The following is a 16,141-nucleotide window of genomic DNA, read 5'->3' on the forward strand; positions in this document are numbered from 1 at the left end:
CCCGCACAAGCGATGCGCGGCTTGGCTCATTTCCTTGGCATTTGGTCGACTACAGCAGCCACTGGCGCGAGACGGGCGCCGGCGATAAGCCTGCTGCCAAGGAGCGGAGGCTAAACCATGAGGAACGTCACGATTACGCGAGGCCTCCGATGACGCCTAAGGCGCAGCGTTCGACCTGGTTGGTGCTGGGCGCATTGCTTGTCGGTCTGTTGTTGGGCGCGCTGGCGACCCAGGCGGGCGATGGCGTTCGCGAGCCCATGGTGAGGGTTGCATCCACCATCGGTGGATTGTGGCTCGACGCGCTTAAGATGACGGTCATCCCGTTGATAATCGCGTTGCTCATCACGGGAATCGTTTCCGGAGCCGATCACGCGCGGGCGGGCGGCATCGCCCGGCGGTCGATCCTGTGGTTCGTCGTCCTGCTGACCGCATCGGCGGTCTTCGGCGCGTTCGCGATGCCCGCACTTTTGAATGCCTTTCCGCTTCCCGCTGAGGCCGCCGAAGCGTTGCGCGCAGGCCTTGCAAGCGTTGATAGCAAGGCGACCGCCGCATCCGTGCCCACGGTGCAGGATTGGCTGAAGAGCGTCGTTCCGACAAATCCCATCGCCGCTGCGGCGAACGACCAAGTGCTGGCGCTGGTCGTGTTCACCGCGATCTTCGCTTTTGCGGTGACCCGCATCGAAGGAGAGGGACGCCTCGCGATCGCCCGGTTTTTCAAGGGAGTTCAGGACGCGATGCTTATCGTCGTCGGCTGGGTGCTTTGGCTGGCGCCGATCGGTGTCCTGGGCCTGGCCTTTGCCGTGGGCGCTGGTGCAGGAGGCGCCGCATTCGGCGCGGTGCTTCACTATGTCGTCATGGTCTCCATCGTCGGCATCATCGTCATGCTGGCGGGATATGCCATCGCCGTGCTGTTCGGCCGATGGAAACTGGGCGAGTTCGCTCGCGCGATGATTCCGCCGCAGGCCGTCGCCATCTCGACCCAGTCGAGCCTGGCGTCGCTTCCCGCCATGCTCGAGGCGTCACGTCGGCTGGGATTGCCGCAGCGCAACGCCGATGTCAGCCTGCCGCTCGCAGTTGCCCTATTTCGCGCCACGGGACCGGCGATGAACATCGCCGTCGCGATTTATGTGGCTTATTGGATGGGCATCGATCTCAACGCGGGTAACCTGATCGCGGGCATCGCGGTGGCATCCGTCGCCAGCTATTGGGCGGTGAGCCTGCCAGGCGCCCTATCGTTCGTGACTTCAATCGCCCCGATCGCGCTGGCCATGGGCATCCCGATTGAGCCTCTGGCGCTGCTGATTGCTGTCGAGGTCATTCCCGACATCTTCCGAACGCTGGGCAATGTTACGCTGGATGTCGCGGTGTCCGGGGCTGCTGCCCGGGGCGAACGCGACGACTGATCGGCCGTTTGTCGAACCTGACGGCAGCTTGTCCGCCGTTTGTCGCTATTTGCCTTCGCTGGTCGAGTGGTGGGTGAAAAGCTGCCGCACATGCGCTGATATCGGGGTGCGGCGCGAAACGGGGAGAACCCCTGACACCCGACCCGTTTTCGCGCCGCAACCGACGTGTTGGAATTATCGGCCGGCGATGGCTCGGACCTGGTCGGCGTAAAGTCGACCGACGGGCTGCTCCTCGCCATCGCCAAGTCGCGCGATCCAACGGCCGGAGGCATTGCGGGAGAAACCGGCAATGAAGTCACGACGCACGATGGCCGATCGATGCAAGCGGACGAAAAGCTCGGGATCTAGCCCCTCTTCCAGTGCAGTCATCGAATGATGAATCAGCCAGCTGCGCTTGCCGACGTGCAGGCGCATGTAATCGCGCTCGGCTGTCACACGGTCGATGTCGCGAGCGGCAATACGCACAAGCCCGGACAAGTCCGATGCCCAGAATTCTTCAAGCCAAGGCGAGCCGGCAGCGGGCCGCTCCGCGATGGCCTGTTCCTGCCCGCGGCCCTCCACATAAGCCCGCGCACGCTCGATGGCCCGGCCAAGGCGATCGGCGTCGACAGGCTTCATCAAATAATCGATGGCAGCCACGTCGAAAGCGGCGACGGCAAACTGGTCGAACGCGGTCACGAAGACGACAGCGGGCGATGTTTCCTGCCGCGATAACGCTCGCGCAACTTCAATGCCGTCTAGGCCGGGCATGGCGATGTCGAGAAGGACAAGGTCGGGGCTCAGCGCCTCCGCCATGCGCACCGCGCTTTCGCCGTCGTGCGCCGTGCCCACCAAATGAACGCCGCCGATCTTGGCCAGCATCATTTGGAGACGCTCAGCCGCCAATGGCTCATCGTCAGCGATCAAAATCTTCAGATCAGTCGCATCAGTCATCTTCGTCGCCTACGGGAAGTGCTAGTGAAACTTCGTAGCCGCCAGGGATCGGGCCAAAGCGGCAGTCGGCACGATTGCCGAAATGTGCCTCCAGGCGCTGGCAGACATTAGCCAGCCCAACGCCCGTGCCTTCGTGGGTCGGCCAGGTGATCTTCTTCGCAGCACCCACTATGCGGTTGGCGATGTCCAGTTGCATCCTGCCGCCGTCAAGGCGCCTCGCGCGGATGGTGATTTCGACTTTCGACGTGCTCGTCGAAACGCCATATTTGATCGCGTTCTCAACAATCGGCTGCAGGATGAGCGCGGGTACGCGCGCCTCTTTCAGGTCGTCGGGAATGTCGATCGTAACGTGCAGTCGATCCGGAAAACGGACTTTCTCGATGTCGAGATAAAGCCGCTGAAGCGAGATTTCCTCGGCAAGACTGACGTCGGCAGACGGGTCGATCGATAGGCTCGTGCGGAAGAAAGTCGACAATGCCATCAACATTTCTTCGGCCCGGTCGGACCGTCCCGACATCACCAGCGAAGACAAGCTATTCAGCGTATTGAACAGGAAATGCGGATTGACCTGGTACCGAAGCGCTCGCACCTGCGCGGCATGGGCGGCGGTCTCCGCTTCAGCGAGGCGGATTTCGGTCAACCGCGTGCGCCGCTGCTGGGTCATGGCGATAAAGAAGGCGCACCAGGCGGCGAGCAGGAAGTACCAGGTGACGGTTCCATCCGCGATTAATCGCGGCATTTTCGAAGCGATCATCTCCTCGACGGGCGGCAGGTTCACCTCAAGCTCGTTGCCGTCTTCCTTGACGATGCGGACATTGTTGCCCCGTTGGACAATGGCCACTCCTTCCTGCGTCGTGATCCTGGACGGCGGCCCCATCGGATCCGACATGGTCGCCATCCGCAGGCTCATGGCCGACATGATGACGGCGGCTGGCAGGGAAGCGAACGCAGCAACAAAAGCCATTTTTCGGATGCTGCCGTCCTGCGCCAGCAGCCGAATCGCGGCATAGATGAGGAAAGTAAGGACGAGTCCCAGTCCCGCATTGACGGCGCGAAAACCGATGGCCTCCGCCGCTTCCGGGCCGAACAGGCCGCGCAGAAGCACGGTGACGAGGTAAAACGACCAGAAGCCGATGATCGACTGGGTTGCCAACCGCCAGTCTGAAAATCGGCCCTCGGATGAAAACAGCGAATTTTTGGCCATCACCGCCGTCATTAAGGATAGATGGCGGCGAAGGACAATTGCTCGTTTGTCCGTTGGCAGACGCTTGGTGACGCCCGGTCGAAGAAATCGCGGGCGGACCCGAGGAACGCGTCCTCACGGCGGTCGTTCTGCAGGAAGAGACTGCATGAACGGAAAGACTTTTTCATGACCCACCATAAACCAGGCAATGACGATCATCCTGCCGTCCAGTCGGCCGACCCCGACCGCGAACTTGAACTTAAGGTAAAGAAAAATCCGCAGGACCAGGATGCCAAGGTCGATCTTGGCAGCGACGAATCGATGGATGCGTCCGATCCGAGTTCGGCTACGCAGCCGGGATCGTCTGAACCCGCGCCGTCTTCGGGTTTTCCCGAATAACTGTACCGCCGCCGACAATCTCCGGACGGCGCGGCGGCGTAATACATCGTGCCCTTAAAAACACAGCCGCCAATAAGTTGCTGTGGATATTTCACTTTCATGTTGCGGCCACGACTCCCCTCTGATTCAATCCTGAATGGGGGGTGGGAAATTGGTTAAGCGATTGGAAACCGATTCAGTCGCATCATCCCACCAGAGCTGAAGGAGTGGGATCGATGACGACGAGGACGAGCCAGCCCGCAGGTGGTGCTCTCCTGATTTCGGAAATGAAGGAATTCGCTTCGTTCCCGAAAGCGACGCAGCGCTACATTCGTCGTTCGCTCGACGTGGCCTATGGCAGATCGAACCCGATGGAAACGTGGGCCCGCGACGAGATTGAGGCAGCCGCCATCGCCGCGCAGGGGCGGTTTTACAAGCAGCTCGATCATCTCCGCCTACAAATTCCTGACGACAGCGGTCTCGACATGATCGAACCGTTCCTCGGCATGCTGGTGACGCTTGCGGCGTTCGATCTTGGCCAGGACCGGGTGCAGAATTTTGCATCCTTTCGCTTCCTCTACGAACGGTTGCTGGGTGCGTCAGTACGTCCCTGGCTTCCGGCTGCTTTCTGCGCAGCGGCGGCATTGCCGCACCTTCATCCGGACCGGCGCCGGATGCTTCTGCAGTCGATCAGCGAAAGTGCGGCAACGGCGCCGGGCTGGTCGTCGCGGGAGTCGGTGTTCTGGCCGGAATGGGTTGAAAAAGTAGATCAGGCAGCTGCCGCCTAAGCCGCTACGCCGGGACATTCACTGACGGGAACACGCGGGCGAGTTCTGTCAAACTGGTCTGTGCGTTTTTGTGATGAATGAAAACGCCGCCGGCATCCTCCCACTTCGCCCGGTGATCCTCGCGATCGTCGACCAGCACATCGCCCGGATCCATGTAGCGATATTTATCTCGCGCCATACAGGTGATAATCGGCGTGCGGGGGAAGTACTCTTCGGCCCAGGCCACCTTCTGCGGGGCGGCCCAAGTACCCAGCGGCAATCCAGTAAGTATGGTCGGGTGCAGGTGCTTGACCGCCTCGAACAATTCCATCGCGTCTGGCAGCAATGGCAGTCGGGCATAGAAATCCTTGGTGTTGGCTAGCCGTCGCCAAAATTCCCTTTTCGAATGGCGCGCTTCGAACTGCTTGGGCGAAAGCCCGCCAAGCACAGCTCGCGCCCCCGAATCGAAGTCGGCCAAAACCCCGTCACAATCGAGGAACAGGTTCGGCATATTTAGAACTTCGCCGGCTCGACGCGGATCGCTACGGGATCATCGAATAGTTTCCAGCCACCACCTTTCAGAAGATCATTGCTCTCGCGGGGCTGGCGGCCCTTCGACTTGTCCAGCGACCAAGTGATGTGAAAGATGGACCCATCCGGCCGATCCGACGTGCCATCTATTTCGACGACCATAGCCTCCAGGCTGCTGCCGTCATCGGCATGCCCAACAATCTTCGCATCGACCTCGGGGGGCAGCTGCGCATCGCCTGCATTTGCGTGCAGCGTTACATGATCGGCGTCCGCGTTTTCGTAACGAGGGCGATAGCGTTTAAGCAGCTCCTCGCGCTGCGATCGGTCCAATTTCCAGCCAACGACAGTTCTGGGTTTCGTCATGTGTGACAAAAACCCCGACGCCGGAGTCGGGTTCCTAGCCGAGCTTCCGCACCAGCTCGGCCGCGAAGTCACTGAGCGTATCGTCGCGCGCGCCGAGGATTGCGATTCGATCACCCGGCAGCGCTTCGGAAAGCAGCCGCTCGCCAATGGCCGCGCGCTCCGCGACGTGCTCGGCGTGGCCGCCCGCTGCTCGGATCGCGTCCGCCAGCCATTCCGTTCCGCGCGATCTGTCGACCGTGCCGCCTTGGTAAACGGCGTCGGGCATGTATAGCCGGTCACCCTCGCGCATCCCTTTGGCGAAGGTTTGCGCAAGTTCGTCGCCCATTTTGGCGATCGGACCATAGCCGTGCGGTTGGAACATGATGAGCAAGCGCCCTGGCTGCGCGGTCAACGTGGCAAGCGTCGCCGCGATCTTGTCAGGATTGTGCGCGAAATCGTCGATTACCGTCACCCCGCCGGCGGTCCCGACCGTCTCGAGCCGACGTTTCAGGCCTGAAAAACGCGAGAGGGCGCTTGCCGCTTCACCAAGCGGAAGTCCCAGCGCGTGAACCGCACCCAGCGCGGCCAGAGCGTTCATCGCGTTATGGCGACCGGGAACTGCCAAACTGACCTCGTGACGGTCGCCGTCATGCTCAACGGTAAACTGCACGCCGTCGGGCAGCAGTGACAGGTTGCGGCCGCGAAGGGTTGCCGCCGGCGAGTCGAAACCAAAGCCAATGGGGTCCCTTATCGCTTCGGCAATTGCGCGAGTTTCCGGATCGTCGAGGTTGACCACTGCCTTCGATGCGCGTGCCAAGAATGCGCCAAACAGGCTGCGGAGCTCATCCATCGATTTGTGGTCTAGGCTAATGTTGCCCACAACCGCGACCGTCGGCTTGTAAAGCGCGATCGACCCGTCGCTTTCATCCACCTCGCTTACGAAAAGCTCGGGATCGCCCACCAATGCGGATGCGAACGGCGCGCTTGGCGCGACGAAGTTCTTCATCACCGCGCCATTCATGACGGTCGGTTGGCGATGCATTCCGTGCAGGATCCAGCCTATCATGCCGGTAACGGTCGACTTACCGCTGGTGCCGCCGACCGCAACGCTTGTCTGCGCCGCGTTCAGCAGTCTAGCCAGAAGCTGCGGGCGGGTGACGTGGTCCAGCCCGAGCTCCCGGGCGCGGACTACGTCCGGGATGCTCTCTTCGACTGCCGCCGACGTTACTAGCGTCGCACCATCCGCAAGACCTGACCCGTCCTGCGGGGACAGGCTGATGCCTAGCGATTTCAGATAGTCGAACTTCGATGCCAGGCGGCCAGCGTCGAGGGAGCGATCTGACCCGCCGACACGAGCGCCGCCGGCTCGAAGAATGGCCGCGAGCGGCAGCATCCCGCTGCCTCCGATTCCGCAGAAGAAATATTGGTCCGTCATCGATCGCCGCCCTATGCGGGCGCGGCGCTTCGTGCAAATGATGACGCGATGAAGATCGCGGTCGTCGCGCCAAGCTGCACGTTGAAACCCGAAGCCGCTGAGGCGGTCGCCGCCATTGCCCGCGCTCGCGGCGATGTCGATCTGGCGATCCATCCCCAATGCTTTCTGTCGGATGGCCACTTTGCTGGACACGACGAAGCGCGACTGATGGCCCTGCGCGAGGTAATGGCCGACGAGAGCATCGACGCTGTATGGTTCGCGCGCGGAGGCTATGGCTCAAACCGGATCGCTGAGGCAGCCGCGGCTGAATTGCCTGCCGCCGCTAAACGTAAAACCTACCTCGGCTATTCCGACGCAGGGTTCCTACTCGCCGCATTCGACAAGGCAGGGCTCATGGTTGCGCACGGGCCAATGGTTCAGGATGTCGTCAGGGAGGGCGGCGAGGCTGCCGTGCATCGCGCGCTCGACTGGCTGGTGAACCGCGACGAAGGCGCTCTGGATGCCGGAGTTCGCTTCGGCCAGCGAACGATGGCCTTCAACCTTACGGTGCTGTCCAACCTGCTGGGGACGGCAATCGAACCTGACTTTTCGGGGGCGGACCTGTTGATCGAGGACGTGGCCGAGCATGAATACCGCATCGACCGCGCCATGTTCCATGTAACGGGAAGTCCCGCCATTCGTCGGATCGCTTCGCTAAGAATGGGTAGGATGAGCGAGATTCCTGAGAACGATCCCGTATTCGGAAGCGACGCCGAATCTATTGTTCGCGAGTGGTGCGGCAGGTCAGGAATCGTCTTTGGGGGCATCGCAGATATTGGTCACGATGCCGCAAATCGCATTGTTCCGTTCGATCTTGCGCGAAATTAACCATTTTGATCGCGCTCTCCCCCTTGCACAGAGAGGGAAATCGCGCTCTATCGACTCTCAGAACAACAGGAGGGCCTCATGGCAAAAGCATCGAGCGGGACTGGTCGTAAAGCAGGTGGTGGACTCGCACGTCCGGTAACGCCGTCTTCGGATCTCGCCGCGATCGTGGGTTCGAACCCGCTGCCGCGTAGCGAAGTCGTCTCGAAGGTTTGGGATCACATTCGCAAGAACAACCTGCAAAACCCGAATAACAAGCGGGAAATTCTTGCAGACGACAAGCTGAAGAAGGTCTTCGGCACTGACAAGTGCACCATGTTCGAAATGAACAAGCATCTGTCGAAGCATCTGAGCTAGGCCGCGCGCCGCGCTTGTCGCGGCATGCGTGCGACGAGGGGCCCCGGCATTGCCGCGGGCCCCTTTTTCTTGTTCAGACGATTCGCGTCAGGCGCGAAACGCCGTGGCGAGTCGTTCTGAAATGACCGGATAGCCGCGGTCCGATGGGATCCGCACGTGCGGTTCGCCGTCAATTTCCTCAACCCAAGGAACGATCGTCTCGAGTGAGTGGGCGCGCGCGTCGGCGATTGCGGCCGTGAGATCGCGGTGACCTGCAAGTCGCTCAAGATTGCGCTTGGTCGGGAAGATCGCGTTTGCCTCTCCTCGGGCCACGCGGTCGACTAGTTCGGCCGGACTCGACCATTCGGCAGCGACGCACTCGCCGGGCTGCGGATTTGGTTGCCACTCTCCGTCCGGTCCGCGCGCCAGATAGAAGAGGGTATCGAATTTGCGGGGCTGTTTGAAAGCCGGCATCCAGCGTGCGAACGGCACCAGCGCATCCAGGTCGAGCGATAGACCATGAGCCCGCAACAACTCGCCGAAATCCGCGCCTTCGATGAGTAATGACTGCAGCATTCGCCCTAGCGCTACATCCACGGGCCCCTGAAGGCCGGCGACAATTGCACTTTCCTCGATCGTTTCGCGGATTGCCGTGATTTTAGCTGTACCGTCCGCAATTCCCAACGAAGTTGCAAGCCGGCGGTCAGCCTCGTCGACACGCCCCCCCGGGAACACGATCGCTCCCGCAGCAAACGCCATTCGTGCCGATCGTTCGACGACCAAGATTTCCGGCACGCCAGCTGAACCCGCCGGCGGATCGCGCCAGACGACCAGTGTTGCGGCGGGAATCGCATCGTCGCTCATCGCCCAACGGCCCTATCATTCTTCTGCGCATAAAAAAGGGCCGGCAGCCCGAAGGCGCCGGCCCTTTCCGTTCCACCCCCGGGAAGGGAGCGGAAACGGATTACATCGCGTTGACAGCAGCCGCGTTGACGTCGGCTTCGTCGACTGCTTCTTCCTTGGCATCGCCTTCGGCTTCGAGCGCGTCGGCCTGGTTTTCCAGGGCAGCGGCTTCGGCGCCATTGGCGGTGTTGTCGGCCATCGCTTCCAGGTTGTCGGCGGCAGCGTCGTAGTTGTCCTCGATGTTGTCGCCGAGGGCATCGTCACCCTTGCCACCACAGGCGGCGAGAGCAAGCGCGGCGGCGCCGACGATGGCAAACGAAAGCTTCTTCATCAAAAATCCCCTTTTTCCAGTGTGCTGGCGTTCTTGCAGCCTTCACATAGGCCGTTCCAACGCAACCACATCCGTAACGGTTCCGCGCTGCACCGCATTTTGTCAATCACTTGCTTGGGAAAGGCGGAAACCCTATCTTGGGGGCGCCGGGCAACCGGCTATGTCGGTAGAGTATCGGGTGGAATAGGCATTTCGGACCCGGGGGGCAGTACCCCGGCGCCTCCACCACCAGCAGCGACCCTCGCGGTTTTCGATGCTGCTGATGGGGGCGAAACAGGATCGACGAGTGCAATAAAGGCCTGGTTGCCGATCGGTATGAGACCACCGTGACGGCTCGTTCACACAAGTGCCAACGATAACGAGGCTCTTGCTATTGCTGCCTAACTGAGGGCCTAACGGTCTGAAGTTAAGTGGACAAAAGCGCGGTCGGACCCCACCGGGCAACAGAAGGGGATTCCAGCGGCTTGGAGAGCGCCGGGCAACAGAAGCTCTCCACTTTTTCTTCCCCGTTATTGTCCGGCTTGCCGTGCGGCTCGTCCCGTCGCAGGTTCGCGCCTGCAAATATTCCGGGGGAGTCGCATTATGACCGTTCGCCGCCTTGTCCTTGCTCTTGGCCTCGCCGCCGCGCCGCTGGCCATCACGCCCGCCGCCGCACATGAGACGATGGTCGCCTTGGCGGCGGCTGCCGCACCCGTCCCCAAGGACCAGTTGATGAAGCCGCCCGCGGACGCGGCGCACTATGTCGTGGTCTCTGACGCCGGAAAGCATGGCGACCAATGGCGATGGCAGCTCCCGGACGGCAGCACCGCATATCGCTGGTCGCAGGAGCTTCGTGGCTGGATCAGCGAGGTCGACCAGGTAGTGAGGCTCGGCTCCGACGGGATGCCGGAGGCGGTGACCATTCGCGGCGTGACGATCAGCGGCGATGCGGCGGAGACCTTCGCGGTCAAGGACGGAAAGGCCAGCTGGACCAGCACCAGTGACAGCGGCTCTGCGCCGGCTGGAGGCTATTATTTGCCCGCCGGTGGTATCGGGCTTGCGAACAGCGCTCTGATTGAGCGGCTGGTCGCGGCTGGTGCAGCCGGTGTGAATCTGCTGCCCAGTGGCAAGGCGACTTTGGCCTTGGGGCCGACGCAATCGATTACGGGACCGGGTGGGCCGAAGACGGTCCAGCTTGCCTTCGTTCGCGGCGTGCTTGCATCCCCGTTTCCCGTCTGGCTAGACGAGAACAAGCGTTACTTTGCCGACATCGGCGGTATGTCGCTGGTGCCCGCCGGCTATGAAGGCGCCGTCAAGGCGATGCGCGACGTTCAGGAAGCCGCCACAGCCGCGGAAGTTAAGGCGATTGCCGCCCGTTTCCTGACCGCAGAGGCGAAGCGCCCAGTTCTGTTCGACAATGTCCAGCTGTTCGATGCCGACAAGGGTCAGTTCCTCGCGAACCAGTCCGTCCTTGCACAGGACGGGAAAATCGCCCGGATTGGTGTCGCAGGTTCGATCGAGGCGCCCGCAGGCGCGCAGCTGATCGACGGACGCGGCAAGACACTGGTTCCAGGCATTTGGGACAGCCACATGCACATCGGCGACGACTGGGATGTGCTGGCCAACATGGCCAACGGGATGACCAGCTTCCGTAGTCCCGGGACGGAAATCGACCGCGCCAAGTCGACCACGGCGCGCCGGAAGAGCGGTGAGCTTCTGATGGGCGAGCCATTCATTTCGGCGATTGTAGACAAGAAGGACCCCCTCGCGGCGCAAGGAGCCGAAGTAGTCAGCAGCGAGGCGGAAGCGATTGCCGCGGTCCGTAAGATCAAGAATGCGGGATTGTGGGGTGTGAAGTTCTACACTTCGATGAATCCAGCGTGGATCAAGCCCGCCGCGGCTGAAGCTCACCGTCTGGGCCTGCACGTCCATGGCCATGTGCCGGCCTCGATGCGGCCGAGCGAGGCGGTTGCGGCTGGCTATGACGAACTGACCCACCTGAATTTCGTCGTCATGGAATCGATGCCGCAAGAAGTGGTCGACAAAGCGAACACCCGGCAGCGGATGGAAGGGCCGGCCAAATTCTTCAAGAACGTCGACCTGGACGCGGAACCGATAAAAAGCTTCATCGCCGGTTTGGCTGCGAAGAAGACCGTGGTCGACCCGACCATCGTCATCTTCGAAAGCATGCTTACCCAGGACGGCGGCAAACCGGCGCCGGCTTATGCGCCCTACATGAACATCATTTCGCCGGTTCTGGACCGCAGTTTCAAGAGCGGTGGCTATCCGCTGGTGGAGGGCTACACGCGCGATGACTATCGCAAGAGCTTCGCCAACATGGTCAAGCTAGTGGGCAAGCTTCATCAGGCTGGCGTTCCCATCGTCGCCGGAACGGACGGCTGGGGCATCGAACTGGTCCGCGAGCTGGAAATCTATCGCCAGGCCGGAATGTCTCCAGCCGCCGCACTGCAAAGCGCCACGATCGTCCCCGCCCGGGTCGTTGGCGCGGACCAGCGGATCGGCTCAATCGCCGTCGGCAAGGAGGCAGACATGGTACTGGTCGATGGCGACCCATCAAAGGAAATCGGCGCATTGCGGCGCGTCGTGACGGTGGTCAGCGACGGCTATGTGATGGACGGGGACGCATTGCGTAAGGCCGCGGGATACAGCGGCCGGCCGAAATAAGGGGAAAGAGATGAGCGCGTGGGGGAAATTCTTCGTCGCGGCAGCGGCGCCATTGCTGCTGGGCGGATGCCTGTGGGGGCCGGGTAAGTTCACGTCGGACCTGGCGCTGCGCAAGAACGGCACATTCGTGCTGGATTATCGGGGCGAGATCCTGCTGCAGATGCCGGACTATAAGGGTCCGGCGCCGCTGCCGTGGGAAAATGACATGGCGCGCTGCTATGCCGACGGCCGGGCCGAAATTGTGGATACGGAAGTCAGGACTGACCCGGTCGATGGCTCAGATGAAAAAGAGGTGGAAAAGCGCGCTTGCACCGCTGCAGAACTGCGAAGCTCAAGGCGCAGCATGAAAAAGAAAGCGCGGAAAAGGTCGAGCAGCGCCGTAAGGAAGGCGAAAACGTGGCCAAGGTGCTGGGCTTGCCGAGCTCTGATGATGCGTCCAACCGCCGCTTTGCCGCGAACTTGATGAAATACCAAGGTTGGCGCTCGGTGATCTATAAGGGCAAGGGCATGTTCGACGTCGACTATCATTTCGAAGGCCGTGTCGGACAGGACTATGCATTTCCGATGATGCCGGAATCCGACATCGTCATTCCCTTCGTCATGATCCGTCGCAGGCAAGATCGGACCGTTATGGTCACCGCACCGGCGCTGAATGGCGGCTTGGGACCTCTCAGCGGTCGCGCCAAGATGCTGAATCTGCCTGACAAAGGCGACGGCCCGCCCTCGCTCGCCGAAGGTCGGTTCACCATTACAACCGACGGGGAAATACTGACCAACAATAGCGAGGATGGACCGATTGCTGGCACTGCCGGGAAACAGGTCCGCTGGGATGTCAGCTCGGAAACGACAAAAGTGCCGGAGATGCTGTTGAGGTTGTAACGGCCGCTCCCGCTTCGCAGCGGGAGCAAACCGGGGTTACGGACGCTTTTTTAGTTCGTCCCTGATCTCGGTAAGCAGGTCGACTTCGGTCGGACCGGCGGGAGCTTCTTCCCCGCGCTTCATGATCTTGTTCGCATAACGCACGAGCAGGAAGATGATGAAAGCGAGGATCAGGAAGTTAATCAGTACGGTCAGAAACTGGCCCCACCCAAGGACGGGAACGCCAGCGGCTTTCAACTCGGCATAGTTTGCGGGATTCCCCGCGAAGGTGTCGGGGATGGGGCCCAGCGTCACAAAGTGACTGCTGAAATCCAGACCACCGAAAATCGCGCCGACGATTGGCATGATGATGTCACCAGTCAGGCTAGTTGCGATCGTGCCAAATGCTGCGCCGATGATGACGGCGACGGCAAGGTCCAGCACGTTGCCCTTGGCAATGAAGGCCTTGAATTCGGAAAGCATGACTTTTCCCCCGAAGTCGATGGAAGGGACGTCTATCCTGTGTCTGTTCGCCGACAATTGAAAGGGGCGAGACATCGCCTTACCTATCGCCAAGGCACTTTTGCCCGCATGGGGGTTTTTTTCATGACCGCACTTCGCCGCTTTGGACTTCTCGCTCCGGCCGCCGCGCTCAGCGTTGCGGGCTGCGGCCTCAACTCGGTCCCGACGGCCGAGGAAAACGTCAACGCGAAATGGGCGGACGTGCAGAGCGAATATCAGCGCCGCTCTGACCTTATTCCCAACTTGGTCGCGACCGTGAAGGGCTATGCCCAGCAGGAGAGCAAGGTTCTGATCGAAGTAACGCAGGCCCGCGCCGATGCGGGGCGCGTCCAGCTTAGCGCCGCGGATCTCGACGATCCCGAAAAGGTTCGCGCCTTCAATGACGCGCAGAATCGCCTGACGCAGGCGATTATTCCGCTGCAGCGCCTCCAGGAAGCCTATCCCGACCTGAAGTCGAACACGAATTTCCTGACCCTGCAGTCACAGATCGAAGGCACGGAAAATTCGATCCTCGTTGCTCGCCGCGATTATAATGAGGCGGTACAGGCCTATAATACCCGAATCCGCACTTTCCCCGACGCGATCGGCGCGAAGATTTTCTACGGAGCAAAGCCGAAGGTTCCGTTCGAAGCGGCGGCCGGGGCGCAGGAAGCGCCAAAGGTCGATTTCAACACCGCGGGCTAAGATGGCTCGCATTTTTGTCGCGCTGTGGCTGGCGGTCCTTGTGGTCGTCAGCCCCGCCCATGCGCAGACCTTTCCCAAGCTTACGGGCCGGGTCGTGGACCAGGCTCAGTTGCTGACCCCAGCCCAGGTCATCGACATCACCTCAAAGTCCGAAGCGCTCGAAGCTGCGTCGGGGCGGCAATTTGTCGTTGCGACCGTGAACAGCCTCGAAGGACGGACTATCGAAGACTATGGCTACCGGCTGGGTCGTGAATGGGGGATCGGTCAGAAGGAGGAGGACGACGGCGTCATCCTCCTCGTCGCACCCAACGAGCGCAAGGTGCGGATCGAGACCGGATATGGAGCGCGCGTGTTCCTGACCGATGCGGTTTCTAGCGTCATCATCCGCGAAAGCATCCTGCCGCGCTTCAAGCAGGGTGACATGGGGGGCGGGATTGTCGCCGGCGCGGACAAGATCATCGAAATGATGCAGCTTCCGCCTGAAGAGGCAGCCCGCCGCGCCGAACAGATCGGTGCCACAGAAGTGAAGCGGGAGCGCAGCGGCGTCGGCTTCATCCCGGTCATTTTCATAGTCGTCTTTTTCTTCATCATCATTGGTTCGATCGCCAGCAGGGCCGGCGGGAAACGCTATCGCCGACGTAAGGGAGGAATCGATCCTTGGGTGGTTCTGTGGGGCCTCAACGAAATTAGTCGCGCATCACGTGGTGGCGGCGGCTGGGGCGGAGGCGGCGGTAGCTGGGGCGGGGGAGGCGGCGGCTTCGGCGGCTTCTCCGGCGGCGGCGGATCGTTTGGCGGCGGCGGCGCTTCAGGGGGATGGTAATGCTGAAATTGACCGAGGCCGATCACGCCCGGGTGAGTGCTGCCATTGCCGAGGCGGAAGCGAAAAGCGATGGCGAGATTATCGCCATTTCGGCCGATCAGTCCGATGCCTATCACGATGTCGGCCTGCATTATGCAGTGCTCGTGCTCTTTATCGTTCTGGCCTTTTTCGCCGCTTGGCCGCACCAGCTGGAGCTGTGGTGGAGCTGGTTGATGGGCTGGAGCGCAGAGCCTGGTCTCCGCCAGCTGTTGACGCTCCTGCTCGGCATTGCGTTGCTCAAATTCCTGGTCGCGCTGTTCTTGATGAAGTGGCGTCCGCTCCGCCTGTTCCTGACGCCGGCAACCACCAAGACGCGTCGCGTCAGGCGCCGCGCCATCATGCTGTTCAAGACCGGTGCGGAACGTCGGACGGTCGGGCGTACCGGTATCCTGATCTATCTTTCGATGGGGGAGCACCGCGCGGAAATAGTCGGCGATGAAGCGATCACCGCGGTCACGACTCCCGAGACTTGGGGAGAGGCGATGGCAACGCTGATTACCCATGTGAAGGATGGACGACCGGCCGATGGAATTGTCGCCGCGGTGGAACTGATAGGAGAAGTGCTAGCTGAGCATTTTCCGAAAAGCCACGAAGACACCAACGAGATTCCCGACAAGCTGATCGAGCTGTGAGCGGCATCGTCGAGTGGGAAGGCAAGTGGATCCGCATCGTCCGCGATGGACGGTGGGAGTTTGTCGAACGCTGTGGCGGTGTCCATGCGGTCGTCATCCTCGCGGAACATGAGGGCAAGGTGATCCTGGTCGAACAGGCGCGAGTCCCCCTCGGAAACCGAAAATGCCTCGAATTGCCGGCAGGCCTGGTCGGCGACGAGGATCCGGGCGCGACAGTCGAGGACACCGCGATCAAGGAATTGGAGGAAGAAACGGGCTTCACAGCGACGCATGTTGAGCGCCTGGGCGAATTTTTCAGTTCGCCCGGCATGGTGGCCGAGGGATTTACCTTGGTCCGCGCGAATGGGCTGACACGCATCGGCGATGGCGGAGGCACGGAGCATGAAGAGATCGAAGTTCACTTGGTCCCTCGCCCTGACGTTGCCGCCTTTGTCGAGCAAAAGCGCGCTGAAGACTGCGCTATCGACGTAAAGCTACTGCTGCTGCTTGGGAGTGAATTTGGTCGACCCTGACAGC

19 protein-coding genes and 1 other RNA gene are annotated in these 16,141 nt (G+C 61.3%); 12 read left to right on the forward strand and 8 right to left on the reverse strand.

The annotated features are described in order from the left end of the window. The first annotated feature begins 41 nt into the window (after positions 1–41). Positions 42–1,403: a dicarboxylate/amino acid:cation symporter gene (locus tag D3M59_RS08750; RefSeq protein WP_233543202.1), complete on the forward strand. Its 1,362-nt coding sequence runs from the start codon at positions 42–44 to the stop codon at positions 1,401–1,403. A gap of 174 nt (positions 1,404–1,577) precedes the next feature. Here the strand turns inward: D3M59_RS08750 and D3M59_RS08755 are convergent, their stop codons facing one another. Together D3M59_RS08755 and D3M59_RS08760 are read right to left on the reverse strand one after the other, a co-directional pair. Further along, on the reverse strand, positions 1,578–2,336 hold the full coding sequence (locus tag D3M59_RS08755; protein ID WP_119533257.1) for a LytR/AlgR family response regulator transcription factor: 759 nt from the start codon (positions 2,334–2,336) through the stop codon (positions 1,578–1,580). Next, the gene (locus tag D3M59_RS08760) at positions 2,329–3,552 is read right to left on the reverse strand and encodes a sensor histidine kinase (protein ID WP_119533258.1); all 1,224 of its coding nucleotides are present in this window, start codon (positions 3,550–3,552) and stop codon (positions 2,329–2,331) included. The genes D3M59_RS08755 and D3M59_RS08760 overlap by 8 nt, the downstream gene beginning before the upstream one ends. 153 nt (positions 3,553–3,705) lie before the next feature. On the opposite strand from D3M59_RS08760, the gene D3M59_RS08765 reads away from it, so the two are divergent. Together D3M59_RS08765 and D3M59_RS08770 are read left to right on the forward strand one after the other, a co-directional pair. Then, on the forward strand, positions 3,706–3,918 hold the full coding sequence (locus tag D3M59_RS08765; RefSeq protein ID WP_119533259.1) for a hypothetical protein: 213 nt from the start codon (positions 3,706–3,708) through the stop codon (positions 3,916–3,918). A gap of 215 nt (positions 3,919–4,133) precedes the next feature. Further along, positions 4,134–4,685, forward strand: a complete 552-nt coding sequence (locus D3M59_RS08770; RefSeq protein ID WP_119533260.1) for a hypothetical protein — start codon at positions 4,134–4,136, stop codon at positions 4,683–4,685. Between the two features lie 4 nt (positions 4,686–4,689). Here the strand turns inward: D3M59_RS08770 and D3M59_RS08775 are convergent, their stop codons facing one another. The 3 genes from D3M59_RS08775 to D3M59_RS08785 are packed head-to-tail and all read right to left on the reverse strand — an operon-like array spanning position 4,690 to position 6,972. Continuing rightward, positions 4,690–5,142, reverse strand: a complete 453-nt coding sequence (locus tag D3M59_RS08775) for a 5' nucleotidase, NT5C type (protein WP_233543203.1) — start codon at positions 5,140–5,142, stop codon at positions 4,690–4,692. 35 nt (positions 5,143–5,177) lie between these two features. Continuing rightward, positions 5,178–5,558: a hypothetical protein gene (locus tag D3M59_RS08780; RefSeq protein WP_119533262.1), complete on the reverse strand. Its 381-nt coding sequence runs from the start codon at positions 5,556–5,558 to the stop codon at positions 5,178–5,180. Positions 5,559–5,592: 34 nt separating this feature from the next. Next, positions 5,593–6,972, reverse strand: a complete 1,380-nt coding sequence (locus D3M59_RS08785; protein WP_119533263.1) for a UDP-N-acetylmuramate--L-alanine ligase — start codon at positions 6,970–6,972, stop codon at positions 5,593–5,595. A gap of 48 nt (positions 6,973–7,020) precedes the next feature. Between D3M59_RS08785 and D3M59_RS08790 the strand changes: the two genes are divergently transcribed. After that, the gene (locus D3M59_RS08790) at positions 7,021–7,839 is read left to right on the forward strand and encodes an LD-carboxypeptidase (protein WP_119533264.1); all 819 of its coding nucleotides are present in this window, start codon (positions 7,021–7,023) and stop codon (positions 7,837–7,839) included. Positions 7,840–7,917: 78 nt separating this feature from the next. Continuing rightward, positions 7,918–8,193: an SWIB/MDM2 domain-containing protein gene (locus D3M59_RS08795; protein WP_119533265.1), complete on the forward strand. Its 276-nt coding sequence runs from the start codon at positions 7,918–7,920 to the stop codon at positions 8,191–8,193. 87 nt (positions 8,194–8,280) lie between these two features. Here the strand turns inward: D3M59_RS08795 and D3M59_RS08800 are convergent, their stop codons facing one another. Both D3M59_RS08800 and D3M59_RS08805 read right to left on the reverse strand, forming a co-directional pair. Continuing rightward, a complete protein-coding gene (locus D3M59_RS08800; RefSeq protein ID WP_119533266.1) occupies positions 8,281–9,036 on the reverse strand; it encodes an NUDIX hydrolase in 756 nt (251 codons plus the stop codon). A 100-nt stretch (positions 9,037–9,136) separates the two neighbouring features. After that, the gene (locus D3M59_RS08805) at positions 9,137–9,406 is read right to left on the reverse strand and encodes a hypothetical protein (protein ID WP_119533267.1); all 270 of its coding nucleotides are present in this window, start codon (positions 9,404–9,406) and stop codon (positions 9,137–9,139) included. 106 nt (positions 9,407–9,512) lie between these two features. On the opposite strand from D3M59_RS08805, the gene ssrA reads away from it, so the two are divergent. The 3 genes from ssrA (at position 9,513) to D3M59_RS08825 (ending at position 12,949) form a co-directional block, all read left to right on the forward strand. Then, positions 9,513–9,864: a transfer-messenger RNA gene (gene ssrA, locus D3M59_RS08810) on the forward strand. Between the two features lie 124 nt (positions 9,865–9,988). Then, positions 9,989–12,070, forward strand: a complete 2,082-nt coding sequence (locus tag D3M59_RS08815; protein ID WP_233543204.1) for an amidohydrolase family protein — start codon at positions 9,989–9,991, stop codon at positions 12,068–12,070. Between the two features lie 306 nt (positions 12,071–12,376). After that, on the forward strand, positions 12,377–12,949 hold the full coding sequence (locus tag D3M59_RS08825) for a hypothetical protein (protein WP_147416732.1): 573 nt from the start codon (positions 12,377–12,379) through the stop codon (positions 12,947–12,949). 36 nt (positions 12,950–12,985) lie between these two features. Here D3M59_RS08825 and mscL read toward each other — a convergent pair whose 3' ends face one another. Beyond that, positions 12,986–13,411, reverse strand: coding sequence for a large conductance mechanosensitive channel protein MscL (gene mscL, locus D3M59_RS08830; RefSeq protein WP_119533270.1), 426 nt, complete (start codon positions 13,409–13,411; stop codon positions 12,986–12,988). 123 nt (positions 13,412–13,534) lie between these two features. On the opposite strand from mscL, the gene D3M59_RS08835 reads away from it, so the two are divergent. From D3M59_RS08835 to D3M59_RS08850, 4 genes are read left to right on the forward strand one after another with little or no spacing between them, the layout of a single operon-like run. After that, positions 13,535–14,134 (forward strand): LemA family protein, encoded by a 600-nt coding sequence (locus tag D3M59_RS08835; protein WP_119533368.1) that lies wholly within the window; start codon positions 13,535–13,537, stop codon positions 14,132–14,134. Position 14,135: 1 nt separating this feature from the next. Beyond that, positions 14,136–14,954: a TPM domain-containing protein gene (locus D3M59_RS08840; protein WP_119533271.1), complete on the forward strand. Its 819-nt coding sequence runs from the start codon at positions 14,136–14,138 to the stop codon at positions 14,952–14,954. Further along, the gene (locus D3M59_RS08845; RefSeq protein WP_119533272.1) at positions 14,948–15,625 is read left to right on the forward strand and encodes a TPM domain-containing protein; all 678 of its coding nucleotides are present in this window, start codon (positions 14,948–14,950) and stop codon (positions 15,623–15,625) included. Before D3M59_RS08840 ends, D3M59_RS08845 begins: the two co-directional genes overlap by 7 nt. Further along, positions 15,622–16,137 carry an NUDIX hydrolase gene (locus tag D3M59_RS08850; RefSeq protein WP_119533273.1) on the forward strand — a complete coding sequence of 172 codons (516 nt, stop codon included), beginning with the start codon at positions 15,622–15,624 and terminating at the stop codon, positions 16,135–16,137. Before D3M59_RS08845 ends, D3M59_RS08850 begins: the two co-directional genes overlap by 4 nt. The last annotated feature ends 4 nt before the right edge of the window (positions 16,138–16,141 follow it).

The sequence above is a fragment of the Sphingomonas edaphi genome, from assembly GCF_003583725.1.
GTDB lineage: Bacteria > Pseudomonadota > Alphaproteobacteria > Sphingomonadales > Sphingomonadaceae > Sphingomicrobium > Sphingomicrobium edaphi.